Annotated in this window: 28 protein-coding genes; 13 read left to right on the top strand and 15 right to left on the bottom strand. The window is 58.9% G+C overall.

What is annotated here, in order from left to right:
- Positions 1-39: 39 nt before the first annotated feature.
- From lysA to argH, 4 genes are all read right to left on the bottom strand, one after another.
- The gene (lysA, locus tag ABWV79_RS07545; RefSeq protein ID WP_353391192.1) at positions 40-1,305 is read right to left on the bottom strand and encodes a diaminopimelate decarboxylase; all 1,266 of its coding nucleotides are present in this window, start codon (positions 1,303-1,305) and stop codon (positions 40-42) included.
- Between the two features lie 65 nt (positions 1,306-1,370).
- The gene (locus ABWV79_RS07540) at positions 1,371-1,520 is read right to left on the bottom strand and encodes a hypothetical protein (protein ID WP_353391190.1); all 150 of its coding nucleotides are present in this window, start codon (positions 1,518-1,520) and stop codon (positions 1,371-1,373) included.
- 47 nt (positions 1,521-1,567) lie between these two features.
- The gene (locus ABWV79_RS07535) at positions 1,568-1,750 is read right to left on the bottom strand and encodes an argininosuccinate lyase (RefSeq protein ID WP_170353542.1); all 183 of its coding nucleotides are present in this window, start codon (positions 1,748-1,750) and stop codon (positions 1,568-1,570) included.
- Positions 1,750-3,138, bottom strand: coding sequence for an argininosuccinate lyase (gene argH, locus ABWV79_RS07530; protein WP_353391189.1), 1,389 nt, complete (start codon positions 3,136-3,138; stop codon positions 1,750-1,752). The genes ABWV79_RS07535 and argH overlap by 1 nt, the downstream gene beginning before the upstream one ends.
- 21 nt (positions 3,139-3,159) lie before the next feature.
- Here argH and ABWV79_RS07525 point away from each other — a divergent pair, with 21 nt between their 5' ends.
- The 9 genes from ABWV79_RS07525 (at position 3,160) to yddG (ending at position 10,784) form a co-directional block, all read left to right on the top strand.
- Complete coding sequence (locus ABWV79_RS07525) at positions 3,160-3,726, top strand: TlpA disulfide reductase family protein (protein ID WP_209195353.1); 567 nt, start codon at positions 3,160-3,162, stop codon at positions 3,724-3,726.
- Between the two features lie 132 nt (positions 3,727-3,858).
- Positions 3,859-4,245 carry a hypothetical protein gene (locus ABWV79_RS07520; RefSeq protein ID WP_170751835.1) on the top strand — a complete coding sequence of 129 codons (387 nt, stop codon included), beginning with the start codon at positions 3,859-3,861 and terminating at the stop codon, positions 4,243-4,245.
- A complete protein-coding gene (locus tag ABWV79_RS07515; RefSeq protein WP_353391188.1) occupies positions 4,242-5,213 on the top strand; it encodes a sterol desaturase family protein in 972 nt (323 codons plus the stop codon). Before ABWV79_RS07520 ends, ABWV79_RS07515 begins: the two co-directional genes overlap by 4 nt.
- Positions 5,214-5,303: 90 nt before the next feature.
- Positions 5,304-5,492 (top strand): hypothetical protein, encoded by a 189-nt coding sequence (locus ABWV79_RS07510; protein WP_353391187.1) that lies wholly within the window; start codon positions 5,304-5,306, stop codon positions 5,490-5,492.
- 84 nt (positions 5,493-5,576) lie between these two features.
- Positions 5,577-6,410, top strand: coding sequence for an EAL domain-containing protein (locus tag ABWV79_RS07505; RefSeq protein WP_170353548.1), 834 nt, complete (start codon positions 5,577-5,579; stop codon positions 6,408-6,410).
- A 182-nt stretch (positions 6,411-6,592) separates the two neighbouring features.
- Positions 6,593-7,768, top strand: coding sequence for an acetyl-CoA C-acetyltransferase (locus ABWV79_RS07500; protein ID WP_353391186.1), 1,176 nt, complete (start codon positions 6,593-6,595; stop codon positions 7,766-7,768).
- A gap of 185 nt (positions 7,769-7,953) precedes the next feature.
- Positions 7,954-8,676, top strand: coding sequence for an acetoacetyl-CoA reductase (gene phbB / locus ABWV79_RS07495; protein WP_170353550.1), 723 nt, complete (start codon positions 7,954-7,956; stop codon positions 8,674-8,676).
- A gap of 297 nt (positions 8,677-8,973) precedes the next feature.
- Positions 8,974-9,921 carry a transcriptional regulator GcvA gene (locus tag ABWV79_RS07490; protein WP_353391185.1) on the top strand — a complete coding sequence of 316 codons (948 nt, stop codon included), beginning with the start codon at positions 8,974-8,976 and terminating at the stop codon, positions 9,919-9,921.
- A complete protein-coding gene (gene yddG, locus ABWV79_RS07485; RefSeq protein ID WP_353391184.1) occupies positions 9,918-10,784 on the top strand; it encodes an aromatic amino acid exporter YddG in 867 nt (288 codons plus the stop codon). The genes ABWV79_RS07490 and yddG overlap by 4 nt, the downstream gene beginning before the upstream one ends.
- On the opposite strand, the gene ABWV79_RS07480 is transcribed toward yddG, so the two are convergent.
- From ABWV79_RS07480 to ABWV79_RS07470, 3 genes are all read right to left on the bottom strand, one after another.
- A complete protein-coding gene (locus ABWV79_RS07480; RefSeq protein WP_170353553.1) occupies positions 10,781-10,945 on the bottom strand; it encodes a YdcH family protein in 165 nt (54 codons plus the stop codon). The genes yddG and ABWV79_RS07480 overlap by 4 nt on opposite strands.
- A gap of 124 nt (positions 10,946-11,069) precedes the next feature.
- Positions 11,070-11,840 carry a tRNA1(Val) (adenine(37)-N6)-methyltransferase gene (locus ABWV79_RS07475; protein WP_353391182.1) on the bottom strand — a complete coding sequence of 257 codons (771 nt, stop codon included), beginning with the start codon at positions 11,838-11,840 and terminating at the stop codon, positions 11,070-11,072.
- Entirely contained in the window at positions 11,837-12,052 is a 216-nt protein-coding gene (locus ABWV79_RS07470; RefSeq protein WP_170353555.1) for a putative signal transducing protein, read from the bottom strand. Before ABWV79_RS07470 ends, ABWV79_RS07475 begins: the two co-directional genes overlap by 4 nt.
- 56 nt (positions 12,053-12,108) lie before the next feature.
- Between ABWV79_RS07470 and ABWV79_RS07465 the strand changes: the two genes are divergently transcribed.
- On the top strand, positions 12,109-13,107 hold the full coding sequence (locus ABWV79_RS07465) for a polyprenyl synthetase family protein (RefSeq protein ID WP_353391181.1): 999 nt from the start codon (positions 12,109-12,111) through the stop codon (positions 13,105-13,107).
- Here the strand turns inward: ABWV79_RS07465 and ABWV79_RS07460 are convergent.
- From ABWV79_RS07460 to soxR, 4 genes are all read right to left on the bottom strand, one after another.
- On the bottom strand, positions 13,100-13,921 hold the full coding sequence (locus tag ABWV79_RS07460; protein ID WP_170353557.1) for a 4-(cytidine 5'-diphospho)-2-C-methyl-D-erythritol kinase: 822 nt from the start codon (positions 13,919-13,921) through the stop codon (positions 13,100-13,102). The genes ABWV79_RS07465 and ABWV79_RS07460 overlap by 8 nt on opposite strands.
- Complete coding sequence (locus ABWV79_RS07455; protein WP_502949851.1) at positions 13,911-15,626, bottom strand: tetratricopeptide repeat protein; 1,716 nt, start codon at positions 15,624-15,626, stop codon at positions 13,911-13,913. The genes ABWV79_RS07460 and ABWV79_RS07455 overlap by 11 nt, the downstream gene beginning before the upstream one ends.
- 100 nt (positions 15,627-15,726) lie before the next feature.
- Positions 15,727-17,373: an electron transfer flavoprotein-ubiquinone oxidoreductase gene (locus tag ABWV79_RS07450; protein WP_353391179.1), complete on the bottom strand. Its 1,647-nt coding sequence runs from the start codon at positions 17,371-17,373 to the stop codon at positions 15,727-15,729.
- A gap of 136 nt (positions 17,374-17,509) precedes the next feature.
- Positions 17,510-17,965 (bottom strand): redox-sensitive transcriptional activator SoxR, encoded by a 456-nt coding sequence (soxR, locus tag ABWV79_RS07445; protein ID WP_170353559.1) that lies wholly within the window; start codon positions 17,963-17,965, stop codon positions 17,510-17,512.
- 89 nt (positions 17,966-18,054) lie between these two features.
- Between soxR and ABWV79_RS07440 the strand changes: the two genes are divergently transcribed.
- From ABWV79_RS07440 to ABWV79_RS07430, 3 genes are all read left to right on the top strand, one after another.
- Entirely contained in the window at positions 18,055-18,435 is a 381-nt protein-coding gene (locus tag ABWV79_RS07440; RefSeq protein ID WP_353391178.1) for a VOC family protein, read from the top strand.
- A gap of 139 nt (positions 18,436-18,574) precedes the next feature.
- Positions 18,575-19,045, top strand: a complete 471-nt coding sequence (gene greA / locus ABWV79_RS07435) for a transcription elongation factor GreA (protein WP_170353560.1) — start codon at positions 18,575-18,577, stop codon at positions 19,043-19,045.
- 14 nt (positions 19,046-19,059) lie between these two features.
- Positions 19,060-20,052 carry a hypothetical protein gene (locus ABWV79_RS07430; protein ID WP_353391177.1) on the top strand — a complete coding sequence of 331 codons (993 nt, stop codon included), beginning with the start codon at positions 19,060-19,062 and terminating at the stop codon, positions 20,050-20,052.
- Here ABWV79_RS07430 and ABWV79_RS07425 read toward each other — a convergent pair.
- The 4 genes from ABWV79_RS07425 to ABWV79_RS07410 are packed head-to-tail and all read right to left on the bottom strand — an operon-like array spanning position 20,049 to position 22,862.
- Positions 20,049-21,317: a molybdenum cofactor synthesis domain-containing protein gene (locus ABWV79_RS07425; RefSeq protein ID WP_353391176.1), complete on the bottom strand. Its 1,269-nt coding sequence runs from the start codon at positions 21,315-21,317 to the stop codon at positions 20,049-20,051. The two genes, ABWV79_RS07430 and ABWV79_RS07425, sit on opposite strands and share 4 nt — an antisense overlap.
- A complete protein-coding gene (gene mobB, locus ABWV79_RS07420; protein ID WP_353391175.1) occupies positions 21,314-21,805 on the bottom strand; it encodes a molybdopterin-guanine dinucleotide biosynthesis protein B in 492 nt (163 codons plus the stop codon). Before mobB ends, ABWV79_RS07425 begins: the two co-directional genes overlap by 4 nt.
- Positions 21,802-22,446 carry a molybdenum cofactor guanylyltransferase MobA gene (gene mobA / locus ABWV79_RS07415; RefSeq protein WP_353391173.1) on the bottom strand — a complete coding sequence of 215 codons (645 nt, stop codon included), beginning with the start codon at positions 22,444-22,446 and terminating at the stop codon, positions 21,802-21,804. Before mobA ends, mobB begins: the two co-directional genes overlap by 4 nt.
- Positions 22,443-22,862: a hypothetical protein gene (locus ABWV79_RS07410; protein ID WP_353391172.1), complete on the bottom strand. Its 420-nt coding sequence runs from the start codon at positions 22,860-22,862 to the stop codon at positions 22,443-22,445. The genes mobA and ABWV79_RS07410 overlap by 4 nt, the downstream gene beginning before the upstream one ends.
- Between the last annotated feature and the right edge of the window lie 30 nt (positions 22,863-22,892).

Below are 22,892 nucleotides of genomic sequence, written 5' to 3'. Positions count from 1 at the left end.
AAGGCGAGCCTCCGTCAGCAGGCCCGCGCGCCAATCGCGTCAAAGCCACTCGGGTATGGTATCGCGGTTTATGATTTCGTCAAAGCTTGGCCGTTCACGAATAACTGCAAATTGATCCCCATGCACCAGAACTTCTGGGATCAAAGGGCGCGTGTTGTATTCGCTGGACATTACCGCTCCGTAAGCTCCGGCACTGCGGAAAGCGACCAGATCACCAGCGGCCAGAGGCGGCATGTTGCGCTGTTTGGCGAATGTATCGCCCGTTTCACACACAGGGCCCACGATGTCATAGGGTTGCTGTTCTACTCCCGGCGCGGGTTCGTTCACGGCGACGATGTCGTGATGCGCCTCATACATCGCGGGGCGGATCAGGTCGTTCATCGCACCATCAAGGATCAGGAAATCGCGGCCCTCGCCCGATTTCACATAGATCACCTTACTGACCATCAAACCCGCATTGCCCGCGATCAGACGGCCCGGTTCGATCTCAATCTCGCACCCAAGATGGCCCAGCGTTTTCTGGATAAGCGCGCCGTACTCCACCGGCAGCGGCGGCGCGTCATTGGCGCGGGTGTAGGGGATGCCCAGCCCGCCTCCGAGATCAAGACGGCGGATATTGTGGCCTTCGGCGCGCAGCTGTTCAGTCAGTTCGGCGACCTTGGTATAGGCCAGCTCGAACGGTGCCAGCTCGGTCAGTTGCGAGCCGATATGGACGTCGATACCAATCACATCCAGACCCGGCAGGGTGGCGGCATGAGCATAAACCTCAGAGGCGCGCGCGATCGGGATGCCGAATTTATTTTCCGACTTGCCGGTGGCGATCTTGGCGTGGGTCTTGGCGTCCACATCCGGGTTCACCCGCACGGTGATCGGTGCGATCACGCTCAATTCCAAGGCGATGGCGTTGATCACTTCCATCTCGGGCTCAGACTCCACGTTGAACTGGCGAATACCGCCGGTCAGCGCAGTGCGAATCTCATCCGCTGTTTTACCAACACCCGAGAACACGATCTTGTCGCCGGGCACGCCTGCGGCTTTGGCCCTCAGATATTCCCCGCCCGAGACTACATCCATCCCCGCGCCCGCCTGCGCCAGCGTCTTCAGAATCGCCTGATTGCTGGCGGCCTTCATCGCATAGCAGACAAGGTGATCCATCCCGTCCAGCGCATTGTCAAACAGCTTGAAATGCCGCAGCAGAGTTGCCGTTGAATAGACATAGAACGGGGTTCCGACCGCGGCTGCGATCTCGGAAATCGGGACATCTTCGGCGAAAAGCGCGCCGTCGCGGTAGAGAAAGTGATCCATACCTGCGCGCTTAGACCAAAAGAGGTCTGCGGATCAATGGATTCCGTGCGACTTGCAACGTTGCCTTAGTTGGATGTCGACACACCCACCCGACCATAACCGGAAATCGAAATGCCAGAACCGCTGGTTTCGGGTTCTGGATCTGGGCGTGGTGCATAATTCGGGTCACATGCCGCAAGCACGACAAGGGTCAGGATAAGGCCGGTCAGTTTCATTTTGCTCTCGTGTGAAAAACGTTGTGCGTCAAGCAAGGCCGTCGCAGTTACAGCCCCAAAAAGACACCAAGGCCGCCTTTGCGCAGCCCAACGCCTACGCCACCATAAGTACCGCTGCTTCCGACACCGATATTCGCGCTCATTGTGGGTTGGATTGGCTCGCCATCCGCTCCGCAGGCCGCAAGGCCGAAACCGGTAGCAATCAAAACCAGAACTTGCACAATCCGCATTACAGCCGAGCCTTCCATCGCTTGATCTGGGTACGAACCTGATCGGGGGCCGTACCGCCGTAGGATTGTCGCGAGTTTACCGAATTTTCGACCGTAAGGACAGAATAGACATCATCGGTAATATCGCCGTGGACCGATTGCATGTCGTCCAACGTCAGATCAGGTAGATCGCAGCCCTTGGTTTCGGCCATGGCCACAAGCGACCCGGTGACATGGTGCGCGTCGCGAAATGGCAGGCCCAGAACGCGCACCAGCCAGTCGGCCAGATCTGTTGCGGTCGAGAAGCCCGAGCCTGCTGCAGCCGCCAGACTGTCGCGATTGGCGGTCATGTCCTTAACCATCCCCTCCATCGCGGCCAGTGCCAGCATCCAGTTGTCAGCGGCGTCAAAGACCTGCTCCTTGTCTTCCTGCATGTCCTTGGAATAGGCCAGCGGTAGGCCCTTCATCACCATCATCAGCGCGGTGTTCGCGCCGTAGATCCGGCCGACCTTGGCGCGGATCAGTTCGGCCGCGTCGGGGTTTTTCTTCTGCGGCATAATTGAAGAGCCGGTCGAGAACCGATCCGACAGCGTCACAAACCGGAACTGGGCCGACGACCAGATCACCAGCTCTTCTGCGAAGCGCGACAAGTGGACCGCGCAGATCGAGGCCGTCGACAGGAATTCCAGCGCAAAATCCCGGTCGCTGACTGCATCCAACGAGTTTGCGGCGGGACGGTCAAAGCCCAATGCCTCAGCCGTCATCTGGCGGTCGATCGGGAAAGATGTGCCTGCCAACGCCGCCGCACCCAGTGGGGATTCGTTCATCCGGGCGCGGGCGTCACGGACACGGGAAAGGTCGCGGCCAAACATCTCGACATAAGCCATCATGTGATGGCCCCATGTGACGGGTTGCGCCGTTTGCAAGTGAGTGAAACCGGGCATGACCCAATCCGCCCCAGCCTCGGCCTGTGTCAACAACGCCCGGATCAGGGCCAGAAGGCCGATTTCCGCAGCGTCGAACTGATCACGCACCCAAAGTTTGAAATCGGTCGCGACTTGGTCATTGCGGCTGCGGCCTGTGTGCAAACGGCCCGCGGGTTCTCCGATGACTTCTTTCAAGCGCGCCTCGACATTCATGTGAATATCTTCCAGCGCGGTCGAAAACTGAAACGAACCGGACTGGATTTCTGACAAGACTGTGAGCAGCCCTTCCCGAATAGCCTGCGCATCACTATCACTTATGACGCCTGTGGCCGCTAACATGGCGGCATGGGCGCGCGAGCCTGCGATGTCCTGGGCTGCCATCCGCTGATCGAACCCGATCGAGGCATTGATTGCCTCCATGATCGCGTCTGGACCGGCGGCAAAGCGGCCGCCCCACATCTGGTTCGAGGATTGATCGGTCATGTAAGAAAACCCGGAGTTGATATGCGCCTATTTCGTCTGATCCCCCTTTATATGGCCCTTGCGTTAGGTGCAAATGCCGCTTTGGCCGCAGATGCCGAAACTCTGGCGCCGCTGCGCGACGGCACTCTAAAACGCCTGATCTTGCACAAGGAACCCAAGCCCAAGGCCCCCATTGAGTTCCAGTTGGAAGATGACGGCGGCACCGCAACGTTGGCTGATTACAAGGGCAAATACGTTCTGGTGAATTTCTGGGCCACGTGGTGCGCACCCTGCCGCAAGGAAATGCCACAGATTGCTGAGCTGCAGGAAGAGTTCGGCGGCGACAAGTTCGAGGTCGTGACGCTGGCCACCGGCCGCAATTCGCCCGCCGGGATCAAGAAGTTCTTCGAGGAAAACGGCATCGACAACCTGCCCCGCCATCAGGACGCGGGCTCGGCTGTGGCGCGAGAATTTGGCGTGATTGCCTTGCCGATCACTGTGATCCTTGATCCCAACGGGGATGAAATAGCCCGCCTGATCGGCGATGCCGAATGGAACTCCGACAGTGCCAAAGCAATTGTCGGCGCATTGGTGGGCGGCGAAAGCTAATCGCAGTCGACTTTGAAAATGCGGTAACCGGTCCGTACCTCGCGGGCCGGTCTTTTTCTGCGAGAGGCTTACGCAACGCCACCTTTGACACTGCCGCAAGCGACTTGCACTCTGCCCTGCGGGAGGATGGCCATGCCGCTTGGAATATTGCTGGTTCTGGTGATCGGGGGGATCGCGGGGATCACCTTGATGATGCATCTTGCGGGCAAGTCTCGTATCACGCAGCTAACCCCGGACAGCGCAAAAGCCGCTTGGTTGCGACACGTACCCGGCGACGAGGTTGTTGATGTAACAATCACCAATGACGGCCATACGGCCTTGATCCGAACACCTGCGGGCAACGGCCTTGTCTGGTCGTTCGGCGCCGACACCGTGGCGCGTCACCTTCTGGATTTTGACAGGCTTGACCGCGCCGAAGGGTTTGAAATCCGGTTTCACGATTTCGCCACACCCAAAGTTCTTATCCGTCTTGACGATTTCGAGCGCCAGCACTGGCAAAACCTGATGGAGCCCGTATGACCGACCAAGTAACCTTCCCCGACGCTGTTCAGTGGGCCGTTCCTTTCTTTATCGCCGCCATTCTGGCCGAGTTCCTTTGGATCGCCGTCAAAGGCAGAGGTGGCCGGTACGAGACGCGCGACGCGGTGACCTCGTTGATCATGGGTGCGGGGAATATCGCCTCGGGCCTGTTATTGGGCTTTATCGCCTATGCGTTCTTCATGTGGCTGTGGCAGGTCACGCCCTTGAACCTGGGCACCTCGATTCCGGTCATCATTCTGTGTTTTGTACTGGACGATTTAAGGTACTATTGGGTTCATCGGTTCGGTCATCGCATCCGCTGGGTCTGGGCCAGCCACGTCAATCATCACAGCTCACAGCACTACAACCTGACGACTGCGCTGCGGCAAACTTGGACTTATACTTTCACCTTCATGATGGTGGTGCGCGCGCCTCTGATCCTGTTGGGGTTCCACCCGGGTATGGTGCTGTTCGTGGGCGGACTGAACCTGATCTATCAGTTCTGGATCCACACCGAAGCGATTGGCAAAATGCCGCGCTGGTTCGAGGCGGTGATGAACACACCCAGCCACCACCGCGCCCATCATGGCCGAAATGCGCGCTATCTGGATTGCAACTATGCTGGTGTCTTCATCATCTGGGACAAGATGTTTGGTACATTCGTACCCGAGCAAGAGGATGATCGCGTCGATTTCGGGCTGGTCCATAATATCGGTACCTTTAACCCGCTTCGCGTGGCCTTCCATGAATGGGTCGGGATCTGGCGCGACGCAACACAACCCGGCCTTAGCCTTCGTCAGCGAATGGCCTATTGCTTTGCCCCGCCCGGCTACAGTCATGACGGCAGCCGTGACAACTCGGATCAGATCAAAGCCAAGCACATCGCAATGCATCCCGAAGATCGTGGAACGCCCGGATTCGAGCGTTTCCAGCCCGAAGCGCCTGATTCTGAGGCAAAACAGGCTTGAACCCGCCGACCGACCTGGGGTCGTTCCTTGAAAACCGGTCACCGTCGCCCATATCACTTTGATATGTAGCCATCCGACAGGAGACCCGAAATGACCCGTTTAGTGACCATATCCACAGTGTTGGGTTTGACGGGTCTTGTTATCGCCATGATGACCGCTTTGAACGGCGCAGCGTCTCCGATCGTGGCACTCGGTTTTGCCATGATGGCCCTCGGCTTTGCCGGAGCGGTGATCGGGGCGGCCATTTCGGCCGGACGGATGTCGCCGATCGCGCGCTAACGTAATCGAGCGGCATTAACCGCAAATTCACAAGTTTGTCCTGAAATCCACCCATGACCGATGACGGTAAAAGGTGGACCACGCATGACGGACAAGAAACTCGCGGATTTGCCAGAAGGGTCCGATAGTCCGTTAAATGCGGCCGTGATCTCTCGAGATGCGTCAACGGTTCAAATGGCAACCGACGCTGTGAAGCACAAACAATGTAAACTGGCTTTTCAACCCGTGATGCAGGCGAACCCTCCGCATGGTGTCGCGTTTTACGAGGGGTTCATTCGGGTTCTGGATGAAACCGGCCGGGTGATACCGGCGCGAGACTTTATGCCTCAACTGGAAAACACGCCAATTGGCCGCGAGTTGGACTGTATCGCGCTGGAAATGGGGCTGCGCGCATTGGCCCGAAATCCGGAGATACGCATGTCCGTCAACATGTCGGCACGATCAATTGGATACAGCAGATGGTCGCGCGTCCTCGAAAGATTCCTGAAGAGAGACACCAGTATCGGAGAGCGGCTGATCCTGGAAATCTCGGAAAACTCTGCCATGACAGTTCCAGAACTGGTCATGGACTTCATGGACCGGATGCAGCCGCGCGGCGTCGCCTTTGCACTGGACGACTTTGGCGCCAGCAATTTCAGCTTTCGGCATTTTCGCGAATTTTTGTTTGATGCAGCCAAGATTGACGGCCAGTTCATACGTGGGATCAGCGCGAATCCGGACAATCAAGCCCTGGTTCGCGCGCTTATTGCCGTCGCGCGCGAGTTCGAAATTCTGGTTACAGCCGAATCGGTCGAAACCAAAGAAGATGCAGAATTTCTGGTCGCTAACGGCGTCGATTGCCTTCAAGGTTTCTTGTTCGGCGCCCCCACGGTGTCCGCCCCTTGGAAGACAAAAAACGAAATAAAAACAGCGGGGTGAGCTCCATTACCTAGCGGCACCCTACCTGAGACAAGCTGACCGTTGCTGCAGCAGCAGCATTGCGTTATTCCAATATCAGTTGGAGCGGGGGATCATGAGGCGCTCTGAACCGATAGGGACCTTTCCCTGTTGCCTGCGCCGTCACGTTTCCCACAGAACCTTGACGGTAAAGGATTGTCTTAATGACCAACGTAGTAATCGCATCCGCAGCACGCACTGGTGTCGGCAGTTTTGGCGGCTCGTTCGCAAACACACCCGCGCATGACTTGGGTACCGCCGTTCTCGAAGCCGTTGTCGAACGTGCAGGCATCGAAAAGAGCGAGGTCAGCGAGACCATTATGGGTCAGGTTCTGACAGCAGCACAGGGTCAGAACCCTGCGCGTCAGGCGCACATCAACGCGGGTCTGCCCAAAGAAAGCGCCGCATGGGTCATCAACCAAGTTTGTGGTTCGGGCCTGCGGGCGGTTGCCCTGGGCGCACAGCACATCCAACTGGGAGATGCCGATATTGTCGCCGCCGGCGGTCAGGAAAACATGACCCTGTCGCCCCACGCCGCAGCACTACGTGCCGGTCACAAGATGGGCGACATGAAATACATCGACACCATGATCCGCGACGGTCTGTGGGACGCATTTAACGGCTATCATATGGGTCAGACCGCTGAAAACGTAGCCGAGCAATGGCAAATCAGCCGCGACATGCAGGACGAATTTGCCGTCGCCAGCCAGAACAAGGCCGAAGCTGCGCAAAAGGCTGGTAAGTTCGCGGATGAGATCACGCCCCTCACCATCAAGACCCGCAAGGGCGACATCGTGATGGACAGCGACGAATATATCCGCCACGGCGCAACCATGGAGGCCATGGGCAAACTGCGCCCTGCCTTCACCAAAGAGGGTTCGGTTACGGCGGCGAACGCATCCGGTTTGAATGACGGTGCGGCGGCGACACTTCTGATGTCGGCCGAGAATGCGGAAAAGCGCGGGATTGAGCCTCTGGCCCGCATCGCGTCCTTCGCCACTGTGGGTCTGGACCCGTCGATCATGGGCGTCGGCCCGATCTATGCCTCGCGCAAAGCGCTGGAGAAAGCGGGTTGGTCGGTTGACGATCTGGATCTGGTCGAGGCCAACGAAGCCTTCGCCGCACAGGCTTGTGCTGTGAACAAGGACATGGGTTGGGATCCGTCGATCGTGAACGTGAATGGTGGCGCCATCGCCATCGGCCACCCAATCGGTGCCTCGGGCTGCCGGGTTCTGAACACGCTGCTGTTCGAAATGAAGCGCCGTGATGCGAAAAAGGGTCTGGCGACCCTTTGCATCGGCGGCGGCATGGGCGTCGCCCTGTGCGTGGAGCGCGACTAAGCTTTTAAGCATTGAACATAGAAAGGGCGCCCCGCAGGCGCCCTTTTTTGTTACATTGGGGCTGACCCAAAGATGCGACGATATTGCCCTATGGGTTTCGAAGATTCTCGGCGAAACAATATTGCGCAAGATTACCTATCAAAGTAACAGCATTACCAAGACGACTTAAATTGGAGGAAGCCTAAATGGCACGTACAGCACTCGTCACCGGCGGTTCCCGCGGCATCGGCGCAGCAATTTCCAAGGCGCTGAAAGCCGAAGGGTATAATGTTGCAGCCACCTATGCCGGAAACGACGAAGCGGCCGCAAAATTCACCGAGGAAACCGGCATCGCCACATACAAGTGGAACGTGGCTGATTATGACGAATCCAAAGCGGGTATCGAAAAGGTTGAGGCCGAGGTTGGCCCCATCGACATCGTCGTCGCCAACGCGGGCATCACCCGCGACGCCCCGTTCCACAAGATGACCCCGGAACAGTGGCATCAGGTGATCGACACCAACCTGACCGGCGTGTTCAACACCGTCCACCCCGTTTGGCCCGGTATGCGCGAACGCAAATTCGGCCGCATCATCGTCATCAGCTCGATCAATGGTCAGAAAGGTCAGTTCGCACAGGTGAATTATGCCGCGACCAAGGCGGGTGATCTGGGCATCGTGAAATCGCTGGCCCAAGAAGGCGCACGCGCCGGCATCACCGCAAACGCCATCTGCCCCGGCTACATCGCAACCGAGATGGTCATGGCTGTGCCTGAAAAGGTACGCGAGTCGATCATCGGCCAAATCCCCGCAGGACGTTTGGGTGAACCCGAGGAAATCGCACGCTGCGTGGCTTTCCTGGCATCGGACGACTCGCAATTCATCAATGGCTCGACCATTTCGGCCAACGGTGCGCAGTTCTTCGTCTGATCCCTGTGCAAAACGAAAACGGGCCGGTCTTTTAAGACCGGCCCTTTTTTATCCCGTAAGAACGCGCGCGCTGCGCTCAGCGGGAACCGAATAGCCATTTCACCAAGTCACCGATCGCGCGGGACCGTTCGAAATGGGCACGCCGAAAGGCGCGGGCGACAGATGGGCTGGAGGTTGCCTCGATCATGGAATATCTCCTTTCAGTTCAGCGTTGTTTGACTTGAGATCTATATGAGGCTTATTTTTACGGCCGACAAACGAGCTTTCTTCTGATCCCAGTTAAGATATTCTTACCCTATGAGCGACTACCTACCGCCACTTACCGCCCTACGGGCCTTTGATGCCGCCGCGCGCCACATGTCTTTTTCCAAGGCTGCAGAAGAACTGCATGTCACGCCCGCAGCCTTGTCCTTTCAGATCAAATCGCTGGAGGAGCATCTGGGACGCCCCCTGTTTCGTCGCCTCAACCGGGCGGTAGAATTGACGGAAGCCGGGCGCGCCTTGGCCCCCGGTGCGGCAGACGGATTCGCCAAGCTACAAGCCGCGTGGCAGGCGGCCCGGCGGCTGGGCAATGACACCAGCCTGACCGTTACGGCGGGCCCGGCGTTGACGGCCAAATGGTTGGCTCCACGGCTCTATGACTTTGCCCGCGCGCATCCAGAGATCGACCTGAAGTTCTCGGCCACATTACGTAACATGGACCTCGAGAGGGACGATGTGGATGTGGCGATCCGCTTTGGCTATGGCGGGGATGAAGGGCTTTATTCCGTCCCCGTCCGCAAGGAATGGCTGACCCCGGTGATGACCCCGGAATTGGCCGTACAATTCCCATCGCCTGAAAGCCTGCGGGAGGCCCCCTTGATCTTTGACGACTCGATTGCGTTTCTGCGGCCCCCATCTGACTGGCCCACTTGGTTTCGGGCTGTCGGGGTAGACTTCAACCCACAGCACGGCGCGCATTTTTCCAACGCGGATCATGCGATTGACGCGGCAGTTGCCGGAGTGGGCGTCGTGCTCGGTCGAAGGGCTATGATTATCAAGGATCTGGCAGAAGGCCGACTGGTCGCCCCCTTCAAGGTCGCAATCGAGACCATGGGCCGCTTCCGGTTCCTGTGTCTGAAAGGGGCCGAAAACAGACCTCAGATTGCGGCGTTTCGCGATTGGTTCATGTCCGAGATTGAAAAGACTGCGCATTTGTCGGATGAGTTCGAAATCATTCCGGTGGAAGAGGTGCCCGCACCGTGACAAGAACGCGCGCAACTGGAATCGGCTTTGTCGCCGTCCTGCTTTGGGCCCTGCTGGCCCTCTTTACAGTTGGGTCCGCGCCCACGCCGCCTTTGCTACTGAACGCCCTATGCTTTTCCATCGGGGGGACGCTGGGATTGGGTTGGACATGGGCCACAGGCGGGTTGAGCCAGCTTCGAGAAATCCCCTGGACGACCTATCTGTTCGGGACAATCGGTCTTTTTGGCTATCATGCGCTGTATTTCTCGGCTTTGCGAATGGCCCCTGCCGCAGAGGCCGGGCTTATCGCCTATCTGTGGCCTCTGCTGATCGTCCTGTTCTCGGGGCTATTGCCCGGAGAACAATTGCGCATCGGCCACCTGATCGGGGCCTGCCTGGGTTTCGCCGGGGCCGCCGTGATCATCGCGGGTGGCGGTAGCAGCGGTTTTCAGACCGAACACCTGCCGGGGTATGCCTTGGCCTTGATGTGCGCGCTGACATGGTCAGGCTATTCCGTGCTGTCGCGTCGTCTGGGCGACACGCCAACCAGTTCGGTCGCTGTGTTCTGTGTGGCCACGGCTGTTGCCTCGGGCCTTTTGCACATCGCCGTTGAAGAGACCGTCTGGCCAGAAACCATCCTGGGCTGGGGATCGGTCATAGCTCTTGGGCTGGGGCCCGTTGGCTTGGCGTTTTATGTCTGGGATATCGGGGTCAAGCAGGGAGACATTCAAATTCTGGGCACGTCATCTTACGCGGCCCCGCTTCTGTCTACGCTTGTTCTGGTGGTCGCCGGGATCGCCGCCCCAAGCTGGGGTCTGGCGATCGCGGCCGTTTTAATCACTGGCGGCGCTTTGATCGCCGCCCGGGCCAGTATGCGTCGTTAACTCGACAATCGCTCAATCTCTTCCTTGAGCCTTAGCTTCTGTTTTTTGAGCTGAGCAATGTGAAGGTCGTCGATACCAGGCGAGCGTTGTGCTTGTTCAACTTCAAGACCGAGGTTTTCGTGCTTTTTCTTAAGTTCGGTCAGGTGTGCGCTCACGCTCATGGCGGTACTCCTCTGTTGATGTCTGAGTTTCACGTAAGAAGTTGAGCACATCGTTTCCATCCTGTCACGCTGCGGGTGCATAGAAAATATAACAAATCCGACAAAATCGGCTGGTTAATGCCTGTCAGCTGGAAAATCCGGGCAAGCCAGCCCCTTCGCGCAATACGGCCGAAACTGGCGGAGTATAACTGTCACCGTCTACCTCATGGCGCTCACCTGAATGGAGAACCAGCGGGGCATGCAATTGAAACGCGGCTTTTCCGCCCTTTCTGCCCCTCAGAATAACCAGTTCAGCACGTCGACCAACACGGGCGGACAACGGCAATACTTCGACAGACCCCAAGCACCCCTCACAGGCGGTCAGCATATCTGATAGCCGGTCCGCTTTCTGAATCAAGTGCAGATAACCCCGGGGGGCAAGGCGTTTGGCCGCAGTCTCGATCCAAAGGTTCAACGGCGTGTTCTCACCCAATGCAGCGCTACGGCCTTCATCCGCCGCCGGGCTGTGGGCTCCGGCCCGATAATAGGGCGGGTTCGCAATAACGTGATCGAACTGGCGCTGTTTGAGATCGGACGGCAAAGCGGTCAGATCAGCCTCAAAAACCTCAAGCGAGATGGAATTCTCGGCGGCATTCCGACGCGCCAGATCGGCATAGGCAGGCTGCAACTCGACCCCCACAGCCTGCAGATCGGGTACGCGGGCCATCAGGCAAAACACAGCAGCACCGGCACCGCATCCCAGCTCCAGAACTGTCTGACCGGGTATTGCGGGTACAGATGCGGCCAGTAAAACAGGGTCCACGCCTGCGCGATAGCCCATTATGGGTTGCCACAGGCGCACACGCCCGCCCAAAAAGTCGTTTCGGGTCAGGTCGGCGTCAGCAAACAGTGTCATCGACCCAAAGGGATATCATTGTCGTGCATGACACGTTCGGCGCGGGTCAGGTCATCGGCGCGCACCATCAAGCGGCGGGGGAAGATTCCGATGCCACCTTCGAGGATGCTCATATTTACGTCCATCTGAAAGCAGTCTATATCCTCGCCCTCAAGAAGGGCGGATGCAAAGGCCAGAATCGTCGGATCAGTGCTGCGCAAAAGTTCTTTCATGGGGATGGATGTAAGGGCAAGGCGGCCGCGATGTCGAGCCTTGTATCAAGGGTGTGATGAATATCGACACGGTCACAAAACCGCATGAGCGTTTGGCGGAAATCCTGACGGGCGAGATGGGCGCGGTCAACGAGTTGATCCGCACGCGCATGGCGTCCGAACACGCGCCGCGCATTCCCGAAGTCACCGCGCATCTGGTCGAGGCTGGCGGCAAACGCCTGCGCCCGATGCTGACCTTGGCCGCGGCGCGGCTGTTTGGCTATGCCGGAGATCACCACGTACGTCTGGCCGCGACGGTCGAGTTTATTCACACCGCAACCCTGCTGCATGATGATGTGGTCGACGAGAGCGCCCAACGGCGCGGGCGGCCCACAGCGAACCTGCTGTGGGACAACAAATCCAGCGTTCTGGTCGGCGACTACCTGTTCTCTCGCAGCTTTCAGTTGATGGTTGAGACCGGCTCGCTGCGGGTCCTGGATATTCTGGCCAATGCCTCGGCCACGATTGCCGAGGGCGAAGTGCTGCAAATGACCGCCGCGACCGATCTGGGCACGACCGAGGCGATTTACTTGCAGGTTGTGCGCGGCAAGACGGCGGCGCTGTTCTCGGCCGCGACCGAGGTGGGCGGCGTGATCGCAGGCGCGACCGAGGAACAGGTCAAGGCGCTTTATGACTATGGCGACGCGCTGGGGATCGCGTTCCAGATTGCGGATGATCTGCTGGACTATCAAGGCGACAGCGCAGCCACAGGTAAGAACGTGGGCGACGATTTCCGCGAGCGTAAGCTGACCTTGCCGGTGATCAAAGCTGTGGCGCAGGCCACGCCCGACGAACACGCCTTCTGGGAACGCACCATCGGACGCGGTCGTCAGGAAGAGGGTGATCTGGACCACGCGCTTGGGCTGATGGCCAAGTACAGCACGCTTGAAGCAACGCGGGCGGATGCATTCGGCTGGGCGAACAAGGCTAAAGCATCGCTGGAGGCTCTGCCTGATCACGAGATCCGCACGCTGTTGTGTGATCTTGCCGACTACGTGGTCTCGCGCCTCAATTAAGCTGAGTCGCGCGGCACCACCAATCGGGATGGGCCGCACCAATCTCATAGGCGGCGAAATGCGCGTCTTTCATCGTGGGATAAAGCGCGAAACAGGTCGAACCCGACCCTGACATGCGGGCCATGAGGGCCGCTTTCGTGCCTGCCAGTTCATCCAGAACGCGGGCGACCTCAGGGGCCAAGCCCGTTGTTGGCGGTTCAAGGTCGTTGCGTTGATCCTGCAACCAATCGGCGCAGGTTTCGACAGTCTCCAACTCGGGGATCTCTGCAGGCATTGGCAGATTGTCGCGGCTTTTCAATGCCGCGAACACGCACCCGGTGGGTACTTCGACGCCAGGGTTAACCAACAGAGCTGGCAGAGAGGGCAGCGAAGCGGACGTCAGATCATCCCCAATGCCCCGCATCCGAATGGCCCGAGCCGTTACGCAGACCGGGATATCAGCCCCCAGTGACAGGGCCACGTCGGGCGAGACTGTCCTACCCTGCTCTGCCGCCATCCGTAGTGTCGCCGCCGCATCCGAGGACCCGCCCCCAATGCCGCCGCCATGCGGTAGCACTTTGTTCAGGTCGATATGGCCGGTCCAACCCGCCGCCTGTGCGGCTTTCCAAACCAGATTTCGGCTGTCTGCTGGTACGCCATCGGCGTGTTCACCCGTCACTGCAATCGTCAGGGCATCGCCAGGAGTGAACTGCAGCGTGTCACCCACATCAGCAAAGACCACCAGAGAATCCAACAGGTGATAACCATCCGCGCGGCGGCCAGTCACATGCAGGGTCAGATTGATCTTGGCGGGGGCAAACGCCTCAGCCTTCATTGGCCACTTTCAGGGGCTCGGCCCCTTCTTCGAAAAGAACCGCGTCCAGTCCAATTTCCAGCTTGCGGCGGATACGGTCCGGATCGGCCTCGCCATCCGTGTCTTCGGGATCGATGAAAGACAGAGCACGTTTCCACTGGAACTCGGCCTCGCGCGCACGACCCACGGCCCAATAGACATCGCCCAGATGATCATTGACGACCGGATCGACAGGCATCAGCTCGACCGCATGCTCCATATGCTCGACCGCCTCGTTGTAGCGGCCTAAACGGAACAGAACCCAGCCAAGACTGTCAACAATATAGCCGCTGTCAGGGCGAGCAGCCACTGCGCGTTCGATCATATCCAGCGCCTCATCCAGCTTTTCCTGACGCTCGACCAGCGAATAACCCAGATAGTTTAACACCTGCGGCTGATCTGGATTCAGCTCCAGCGCGCGGCGGAAATCGGCTTCGGCCTGATCCCACTGCTTGAGGCGTTCGTGCGAGATGCCTCGGGCGTAGTGCAGGAACCAATTGCCCCCCACACCCGAATCGATCAGTTCGATCGCAGTGTTGTAGGTTTCCACTGCAGCCGCGTAGTTTTCCTCGCGGCGCTGCAGATCGGCAAGCGCCACATGCACACTGGGCAGGTCAGGGCTTTTGGCGGCCAGGTTCTGCAGAACTTCGGCCGCGGCATCTGTCTTGCCCGCGCGGCCCAAAACCTCGGCGCGGCCTAGTTCAGCCGCATGGTAATCGCTGCTGGTCGCAGGCACTTTACGATAGGCTTCGACCGCAAGATCATATTGCTCAAGCCCATCCAGCAATTCAGCACTCAGCAGGATCGCGTCGACATGATCCGAGCGTAGAAAGGCCGCGAGCTGAGCATAAAGCAGGACATAGTTCTGTGCGGCTTCGCGACTGAGAGCTGCCCCGACAGAAAAGAACACTTCGGCCATGCCGTCTTGCGGAGAACCGATATGGGTAAAGGGCAAAGTCTCTCCAGCTTTCAGACGCGCCTCGTACCCTTCGATGGACGGGTCGCTTCCTGCGACAAAGACTTCATCCAAAAAAACCAACGCATCTTCGTTGCGGTCCAGCTGCGACAGCACTTCGGTACGGGCCAGTGCGGCACGTCGGGTAAAGCGCGCAATCGCGCTGTCATTGGCCGCAAAGATCGCCTCGGCCCCTTCGAAATCTCCGATCGAGGCCAGGGCCAGCGCCTTGTGGTAAAGCGCAAATTCGGTGAGCCCTTCTTGAGTGGCAACAGTATCAAACTGCTCCATCGCGTTGGTCATCGCGCCCTGGCCGACATAGGCCCAACCCAACAGCAATCCGTCGACGAGCGGCCCTATGCCTTGCGTTTCCGGGTCACGGGACAGGAATTCATCCAGCTCACCCTGGGCCAGCAGGTTAACTGCAATGGCCATACGGGCCGCTTGGCTGGGTATACCGAGCTCTTCAATCGCTTGGGCGACCGGCAACGCGCGTTTTATCTGGCCCAGCGACAGCCGTGCGACCACAACGCTTTCCAGCAGCTTACCGTTCTCGGGGTCGGCACGCAGAGCTTGCGCATAGTACTGTTCGGCCGCGGAGTAATCGTTCTGGAAAATTGCCTGACGTCCGGCCAGATACGCTCCGGATCCAGTATCCGCAAAACCCGGAAACGAAAAGGCCGATGAAAGAAGCGCGGCAACTGCCGCGCGACGTAAGAAGGATACCACCAAAATCCTGCCCTGCCATTGTTGACTGCTGTCTAAGCTAGGGCTTCGGCCGGAAAGAGGCAATGGCAGAGCCTTCACGACCCTGCCATTGCCCGTTTTTCGCTTACATGTTGGGATAATTCGGTCCGTCGCCACCCTGCGGCGTTGTCCAGGTGATGTTCTGGCTGGGATCCTTGATATCGCAGGTCTTGCAGTGAACACAGTTCTGGAAGTTGATGACGAATCGCGGACCGTTTTCATCCTCGACCATTTCGTAGACACCCGCCGGGCAATAGCGTTGCGCAGGTTCGTCGAACTTGGGCATGTTGACACTGACCGGGATTGCCGGGTCGGCCAGTTTCAAATGACAAGGCTGGCTTTCCTCGTGATTGGTAGCCGCGAAGGATACGTTGGTCAGGCGGTCGAAAGACAGCACGCCATCTGGTTTTGGATAGTCGATGGGCTTGTGCTTGCTGGCTTCCTCGGTCGCCTCGGCATCGTTCTTGCCGTGGCCAACTGTCCCGAACAACGAAAAGCCCAGCGTGTTGGTCCACATGTCCATTCCGCCTAGCATCAGCGATGCGGTCAGGCCCCATTTCGACCAGATCGGCTTGACGTTTCGCACCTTTTTCAGGTCGGAGCCGATGGCACCTTCGCGCACGTCGGTCTCGTATGCGGTCAGTTCGTCGCCCGAACGGTCGGCTTTGATGGCGTCAAAGGCGGCCTCGGCTGCGGCTTTGCCCGACAGCATCGCGTTATGGTTGCCCTTGATGCGCGGCACGTTGACCATACCCGCCGAACAGCCCAGCAGCGCCACACCCGGCGCAACCAGTTTCGGCATCGACTGATAGCCCCCTTCGGTGATCGCACGGGCGCCATAGGCCACGCGCTTGCCGCCTTTCAGCAGTTCAGCCACCATCGGATGGTGCTTGAAGCGCTGGAATTCCATGTAGGGATACAAGTGCGGGTTTTTATAGTTCAGGTGAACCACGAAACCGACATAGACCTGATTGTTTTCCAGGTGATAGATGAACGATCCGCCACCCGCGTTACTGCCCAGAGGCCAGCCCATCGTGTGTGTGACTGAGCCTTCTTTGTGCTTGGCCGGGTCGATCTCCCAGATTTCTTTCATGCCAACGCCGTATTTCTGCGGCTCTTTGCCCGCTGACAGGTCGTATTTGGCGATAACCTCTTTGGACAGCGATCCACGTACACCTTCCGACAGGAAGACGTATTTGCCGTGCAGCTCCATCCCCGGCTCGGTGTTCGGACCATATGAGCCATCGGCTTCCAAACCAAAGACACCGGCCACCACGCCTTTGACTTCGCCATTTTCGCCGTAAACCAGATCGGAACAGGCCATACCGGGGAAGATTTCTACGCCCAGTTCTTCGGCCTGTTCGGCCATCCAGCGGCAAACATTGCCCATCGACACGATGTAGTTACCGTGGTTGTTCATCAACGGCGGCATCGGCCAGTTGGGGATGCGGATCTGACCGGCCTCACCCAGCATATAGAAATTGTCTTCATGCACCTCTGTGTTCAGCGGCGCGCCCTTCTCTTTCCAGTCCGGGATCAAAGCATCCAGGCCGCAGGGATCAAGCACCGCACCAGACAGAATGTGCGCCCCGACTTCCGAGCCCTTTTCCAGAACGGCAACGTTCAGATCGGCATCCAGCTGTTTCAAACGGATGGCTGCAGACAGACCGGCCGGGCCTGCGCCCACGATCACCACATCGTATTCCATCGCTTCGCGTTCAATATCGGCCATCGCGGGCTCCTTAGCTAACTTTCCGAATTGGCGCTTTGTGCACGTGCTCGGCGCAATTTTCTTTCCCTGCTGACTACATGTTCACCAAGTCCTTGGTCAATCAGAACACGGCGTAACAATGCCGCAATGCGGCAGATCATGCGTCCGGGCTGTCCCCCAGCAGGTACCTGGGGCCACTTCCCTTTGACTTGGCCCGGTCATCCGGGTTGTAAAGCGCACATTTGGGCAAGCTCAGACAGCCGCAGCCAATGCATCCATCCAGATTGTCACGCAACCGCGTCAGCGTCTCGATTCGCTGATCCAGATGCGCGCGCAGCCCGACGCTGATCTTTTGCCAGTCTTTTGGTGTTGGCGTCCGATTGCCCGGCAGGCCCGACAACACCTGCCGAATTTCCGGCAGAGACAAACCGAACTGCTGGGCGATCATGACAAAGCTCAGCCGCCGGATATCAGCGCGCTGATACCGCCGCTGCCCGCCCGCATTGCGCCACGGGGTGATCAACCCTTGCGCCTCATAGTAGCGAATGGCCGAAACCGCCAATCCCGTGCGCCGGGCCAAAGCGCCAATGGCCAGCCCCTCCGATAACGCCAACTTATCCTCCAACAAATACCTTGACCTAAAGTTAGGTTTAGAAATTACGGTGAGTCGCGACACGCCTCAAGATGAAAAAAGGAGATCCCATGATGGCGACGCTTGAACACACCAACTTTACCGTCCGCGACCCTCAGGCCTCGGCCAAATGGATGCACGAAGTCTTTGGTTGGAAAACCCGCTGGGAAGGACCGGCCATCGCGGGCGGATATACGGTCCATGTGGGCAGCGCGCACACATATTTGGCGCTTTACGCACCCAGCGATCCCAAACCATCACAAGAAAGCAGCTATGACATCGTTGGTGGGCTTAATCATGTTGGTGTTCTGGTCGAAGATATCGACGAAACCGAAGCCCGCGTTATCAAAGCAGGATTCAAGCCAACGTCGCATGCTGATTACGAACCGGGCAAAAGGTTCTATTTTGATGACGACAACGGGATCGAATTCGAGGTGATTAGCTACACGTAGGCTGTAATCCGCGTTGGCGTGATTTAGCCCCCTTGCATTTCACGCGCCATTTGGGTCAGGTACTTGACGACCCAATCATTCGCCCCGGCGCCAATCTCGTGCGGCGGGGCGACTCAATTTATGCGTGGACGACGAGAATATGGAAAAGATTCCCATGACGCCTGCGGGCAATGCCGCGCTCGAGGCGGAGCTGAAAAACCTCAAATCCGTCGAGCGCCCGGCGATCATCGAAGCCATCGCCTCGGCCCGAGAGCTGGGCGACCTGAAGGAAAACGCCGAGTATCACTCGGCGCGTGAAAAGCAGGGCTTTATCGAAGGCCGCATCAAAGAACTGGAAGGTATCCTGTCGCTGGCCGACGTGATCGACCCAGCAAAACTGTCCGGTGCTGTGAAATTCGGCGCCAAGGTCACTTTGGTCGATGAGGACACTGACGAGGAAAAGACCTGGCAGATTGTGGGTGAATATGAGGCCAGTATCGAAAGTGGCCTGCTGAATATCAAATCTCCTATCGCCCGCGCCTTGATCGGCAAGGAAGAAGGTGACAGTGTCGAAGTCCGCACCCCTGGTGGTGTACGTTCCTATGAAATCCTGAGTATCGAGTACGCCTAAGCCAAGCGCCGACAATGTCCGAGTCCACGCCAGAGCACGAAACCGAACGGCCCACACCGATTGGTATGTATGACCGGCCAGCGGAACCCACGTTGACCGAAATCGAAATCGCGTCCATCGTTCTCAGCCTTATCTGGCTGGTCGTGTCGGTCGTATTCCTAGTGTTGCCCGGCAAAATAGAAGGCGGCGGTTTCGTGGTAACGCTGCTGGCGGTTTTCATGCCGATTGCCATGATCTGGGTGGCAGCCACGGCACTGCGCGCCAGCCGTATCATGCGCGAAGAAAGCGCGCGGCTGCAAAGTTCGATCGACGCGATTCGCAATGCATTGATCGCTCAGCAGCAGCGCGCCTCCAGCGGCTATGAGCCCAATGTGTCCAAGAAACTGGACGAAATTGTCGAGACAGCCAAAAAGACAGAAAGTACCCTGGCCACGTTTTCCACGCATCGGACTCAGCCTGTTCGGGGCAAGATCCCGAATGCAAACGGCGACCAGACCACGCTGGAACTTGGAACACAGGCCGAAGACATCGCGCCTCCGCTTGGGACGGATGTGTTCATCCGCGCCCTGAACTTCCCTGAAACGCAGGAAGACACCGAAGGGTTCAATGCCCTGAGACTGGCGCTGAAAGACCGCAAGACCGCGCAGCTGGTGCAGGCGTCGCAGGATGTGCTGACCCTGCTCAGTCAGGAAGGCATCTACATGGATGACCTGCGCCCCGACATGGCGCGTCCGGAAATCTGGCGGCAATTTGCGCAAGGATCACGCGGGCGTGCCGTGGCTGCTTTGGGCGGCATAAGGGACCGTTCGTCACTGGCGCTGACGTCAGCCCGGATGAAGCAGGATCCCATCTTCCGCGATGCCGCGCACCACTTTCTGCGCCGGTTCGACCACATGATCATCGAGTTCGAGCCCGAGGCCAGCGATGCCGACTTGACCGCGCTTGGCGACACGCGCACCGCGCGGGCGTTCATGTTGTTGGGTCGAGTGGCTGGAACCTTCGATTAAAGATCAAAGCTGCCGTAGGGGATGAACCGGACCATGTCGCCCGGTTTGATATGGCACGCGCCATCCCCAATCTCGACCAGCCCTTCAGCCCAGCTTAGCCCACTGATCCGACCTGAGCCCTCGGAGGCGAACACCTCAGCCCGGCCATCACGGATGCGGGCGCGCAGATACTCGCGGCGGCCCGGTTTCTTACGCTTTTCAAACGCGGCGGGCAGGTCAAAGCCTTGAGGGGTCGACCAACCCTCGCCCGCCATCAGGCCCAAGGCCGGGCGCGCAAAGATCAGCGTGCAAACCAACGCGGCCACCGGGTTTCCGGGTAGGCCGAACACAGGTGTTCCGTCCCACACCCCAAGCGCCAGAGGGCGACCGGGTTTCAACGCAATCCGCCATTCCTGCATCGCCCCTGCCTGCCGCAACAGGGCCGAGACATGGTCCTCATCCCCGGCAGACGCGCCGCCACTGGTCAGGATCACATCCGCGCGTACAGCGGCTTGGTTCAGACAAGTCCGCAACGCCTCGCGGTCGTCGGGCACCCGGCCCATATCGACTGCCTCAAACCCCATGCGTTCCAACAAGGACAACAGCATCGGACGGTTGGCATCGTAAATCTGGCCCGGACCGGCGGATTCACCGGGTTCGACCAGTTCATCCCCCGTGGACAGAACCGCCACGCGCAGCACTTTGCGCACCGGAACCTCGGCCAGACCGGTGGCCGACAACAGCGCCAGATCAGCCGGGGTCAGACGACGTCCGGCGGGCAGAACCGCGTCGCCCTCAGCCACATCCTCGCCTGCCTTGCGGGTATTTGCGCCGCGTTTCAGCGGCCCGTGAAAAGCGATGTGGCCGTCCTGAACGGTCACGTCCTCCTCCAGAATGACTGTATCCACGCCCGCAGGCAGTGCCGCCCCGGTCAACACACGCAACGCATAGCCTTCAGGCACCGTGCCATCAAACGGTATCCCAGCCGCCGCGCGCCCTGGATGCAGCGGCATCACCTGCGGGCCGTCAAGCGCGACCCCGGCAAAGCCATAGCCATCCACCGCCGTATTGGGCTGCGGCGGATTCGAACGTTGGGCGATAACCTCCTGCGCCAGAATACGCCCGCCGGTGGCCTGCACCAAAGGCACGGTTTCCACGCCTGCAACCACGGTCAGCCGGTCGCGCAACAGGGCCAGCGCATCTTCGACCGGGGTCCAGTTCACCCCGGCGGGCAAGGCAAAACAATCGTTGCGCAGGGGTGGGGGCGCAATGTCGGGTTTGGTCATAGCCCCACCTCTCGCAAGATGAAATCGGCAATCGCCGCTGTGTCGTTCAGGTCGAAAACCGGTTGCTCTACGCTTAGCGGCGTGTCGCTGGCCACGGCGCGGATCGTCGGGTTTTCGGGGGCCATCAGCGCGTTTCCGGCCTCGGCCCGGAACGCCTCGATCTTTGGATGGCCTTCTCGCTTGAACCCTTCGATCAGCACCAGATCGACCGGAGTCAGGCGGGCCAAAAGGTCGTCTATCGAAGGCTCGGGCGCGCCGCGCAGTTCTTGCATGATGGCGACACGCTGACCCGAGACCAGCAGCACCTCGGACGCGCCTGCCGTGCGGTGGCGATAGCTGTCAGTACCGGGCTGATCCACATCAACGCTGTGATGCGCATGCTTAAGGGTCGAGACAGTAAACCCCCGCCCGGTGATTTCTGCCACCAGACGCTCCATCAGACCAGTCTTGCCGGCGTTTTTCCAGCCGGTGACGCCGTAAACCCTCATGCCTGCTCCAGCAGCTGTTCGGCCCGCGCGAGATCGTCGGGCGTGTTGACGTTAAAGAACGGATCAAACGGCTCGGCGGGGAACAGCGCCTCGCGCCCGTCGTGCTGGTCGGTCCAGATCACCACCTTGCGCAAACCGTCCTGCAGCGCCGCCCGCAGATCATCGCGCAGCGCCACGGGCCATAGACCAAAGGTCGGGTGCCGGTTGATGCGTTTGCCCCCGCCGGATTTCAGCACTTCGTCCCCCCTGCGCGGCGTGGTGGCCAGCACGAGCGGGTGGGTCTGGCCCTGCGCAGCCTCGGTCAATCGCGTCACCAGATCACGGGGGAAAAACGGCGTATCGGCAGCCGCGGTGATGATAGAGTCCGCGCCTTGTGTCGCCGCCCAGTCCAACCCCGCCAGCACCCCGGCCAGAGGGCCCGCGAAGCCGTCAATCGTATCCGGCAGGATCGGCAGGTTCAGATCGGCAAACCGATCAGGATCACCATTTGCGTTCAGCGCCAGCCCGACCACCTGAGGGGCGAGCCGGTCGATCACATGCGCCATCAGGCTCTGGCCACCGATCTGCAACAGCCCTTTGTCGCCGCCACCCATCCGGGTCGCCAATCCACCGGCGAGGATCACTCCGAGGGGTTTGGTCATTGGATGCCCTCAATTTCTGGCCACTTCTTAAATTCTTCAGAAGGTAAAAACACCCAAACACCCAGAAACAACACAAGAATAATGCGCCAAAAACCCGTCGAAGAACCGGTAAGCTCAGCCAAGTCTTCGCTTAGGCCAATCAGTGCGGGCAAGAAAACAAGGACTGAAAAAAGCGCATAAAGAAAGATAGAGAAGCGGCGATAGGCGCGGGCCGATTTCACCGTCTCATCTGGTATCGCGGACAGATTTGGCAAACCGTGCAGCAGGACTCGCTGCAAGACGAGGTTCTGCCGTTGTGTTAGCAGCCCCCAAGCTTGCCACCCCAACCGGATTGGGGCTTGCACGTCGAAGGTTCCGACATACTCGGTCGCGCGCCAATCCAATTTGCTGCGGGTGTCTGTATCCAGTTGCGCCATCTGCTCAATGATTCTGCGCTTGCTCTGCGC

This window comes from Ruegeria sp. HU-ET01832 (assembly GCF_040371315.1).
GTDB classification, from domain to species: Bacteria; Pseudomonadota; Alphaproteobacteria; order Rhodobacterales; family Rhodobacteraceae; genus Ruegeria; species Ruegeria lacuscaerulensis_A.
The sequence above is the reverse complement of the archived record's forward strand: the minus strand, read 5'-3'. Positions and strand labels throughout refer to the sequence as shown.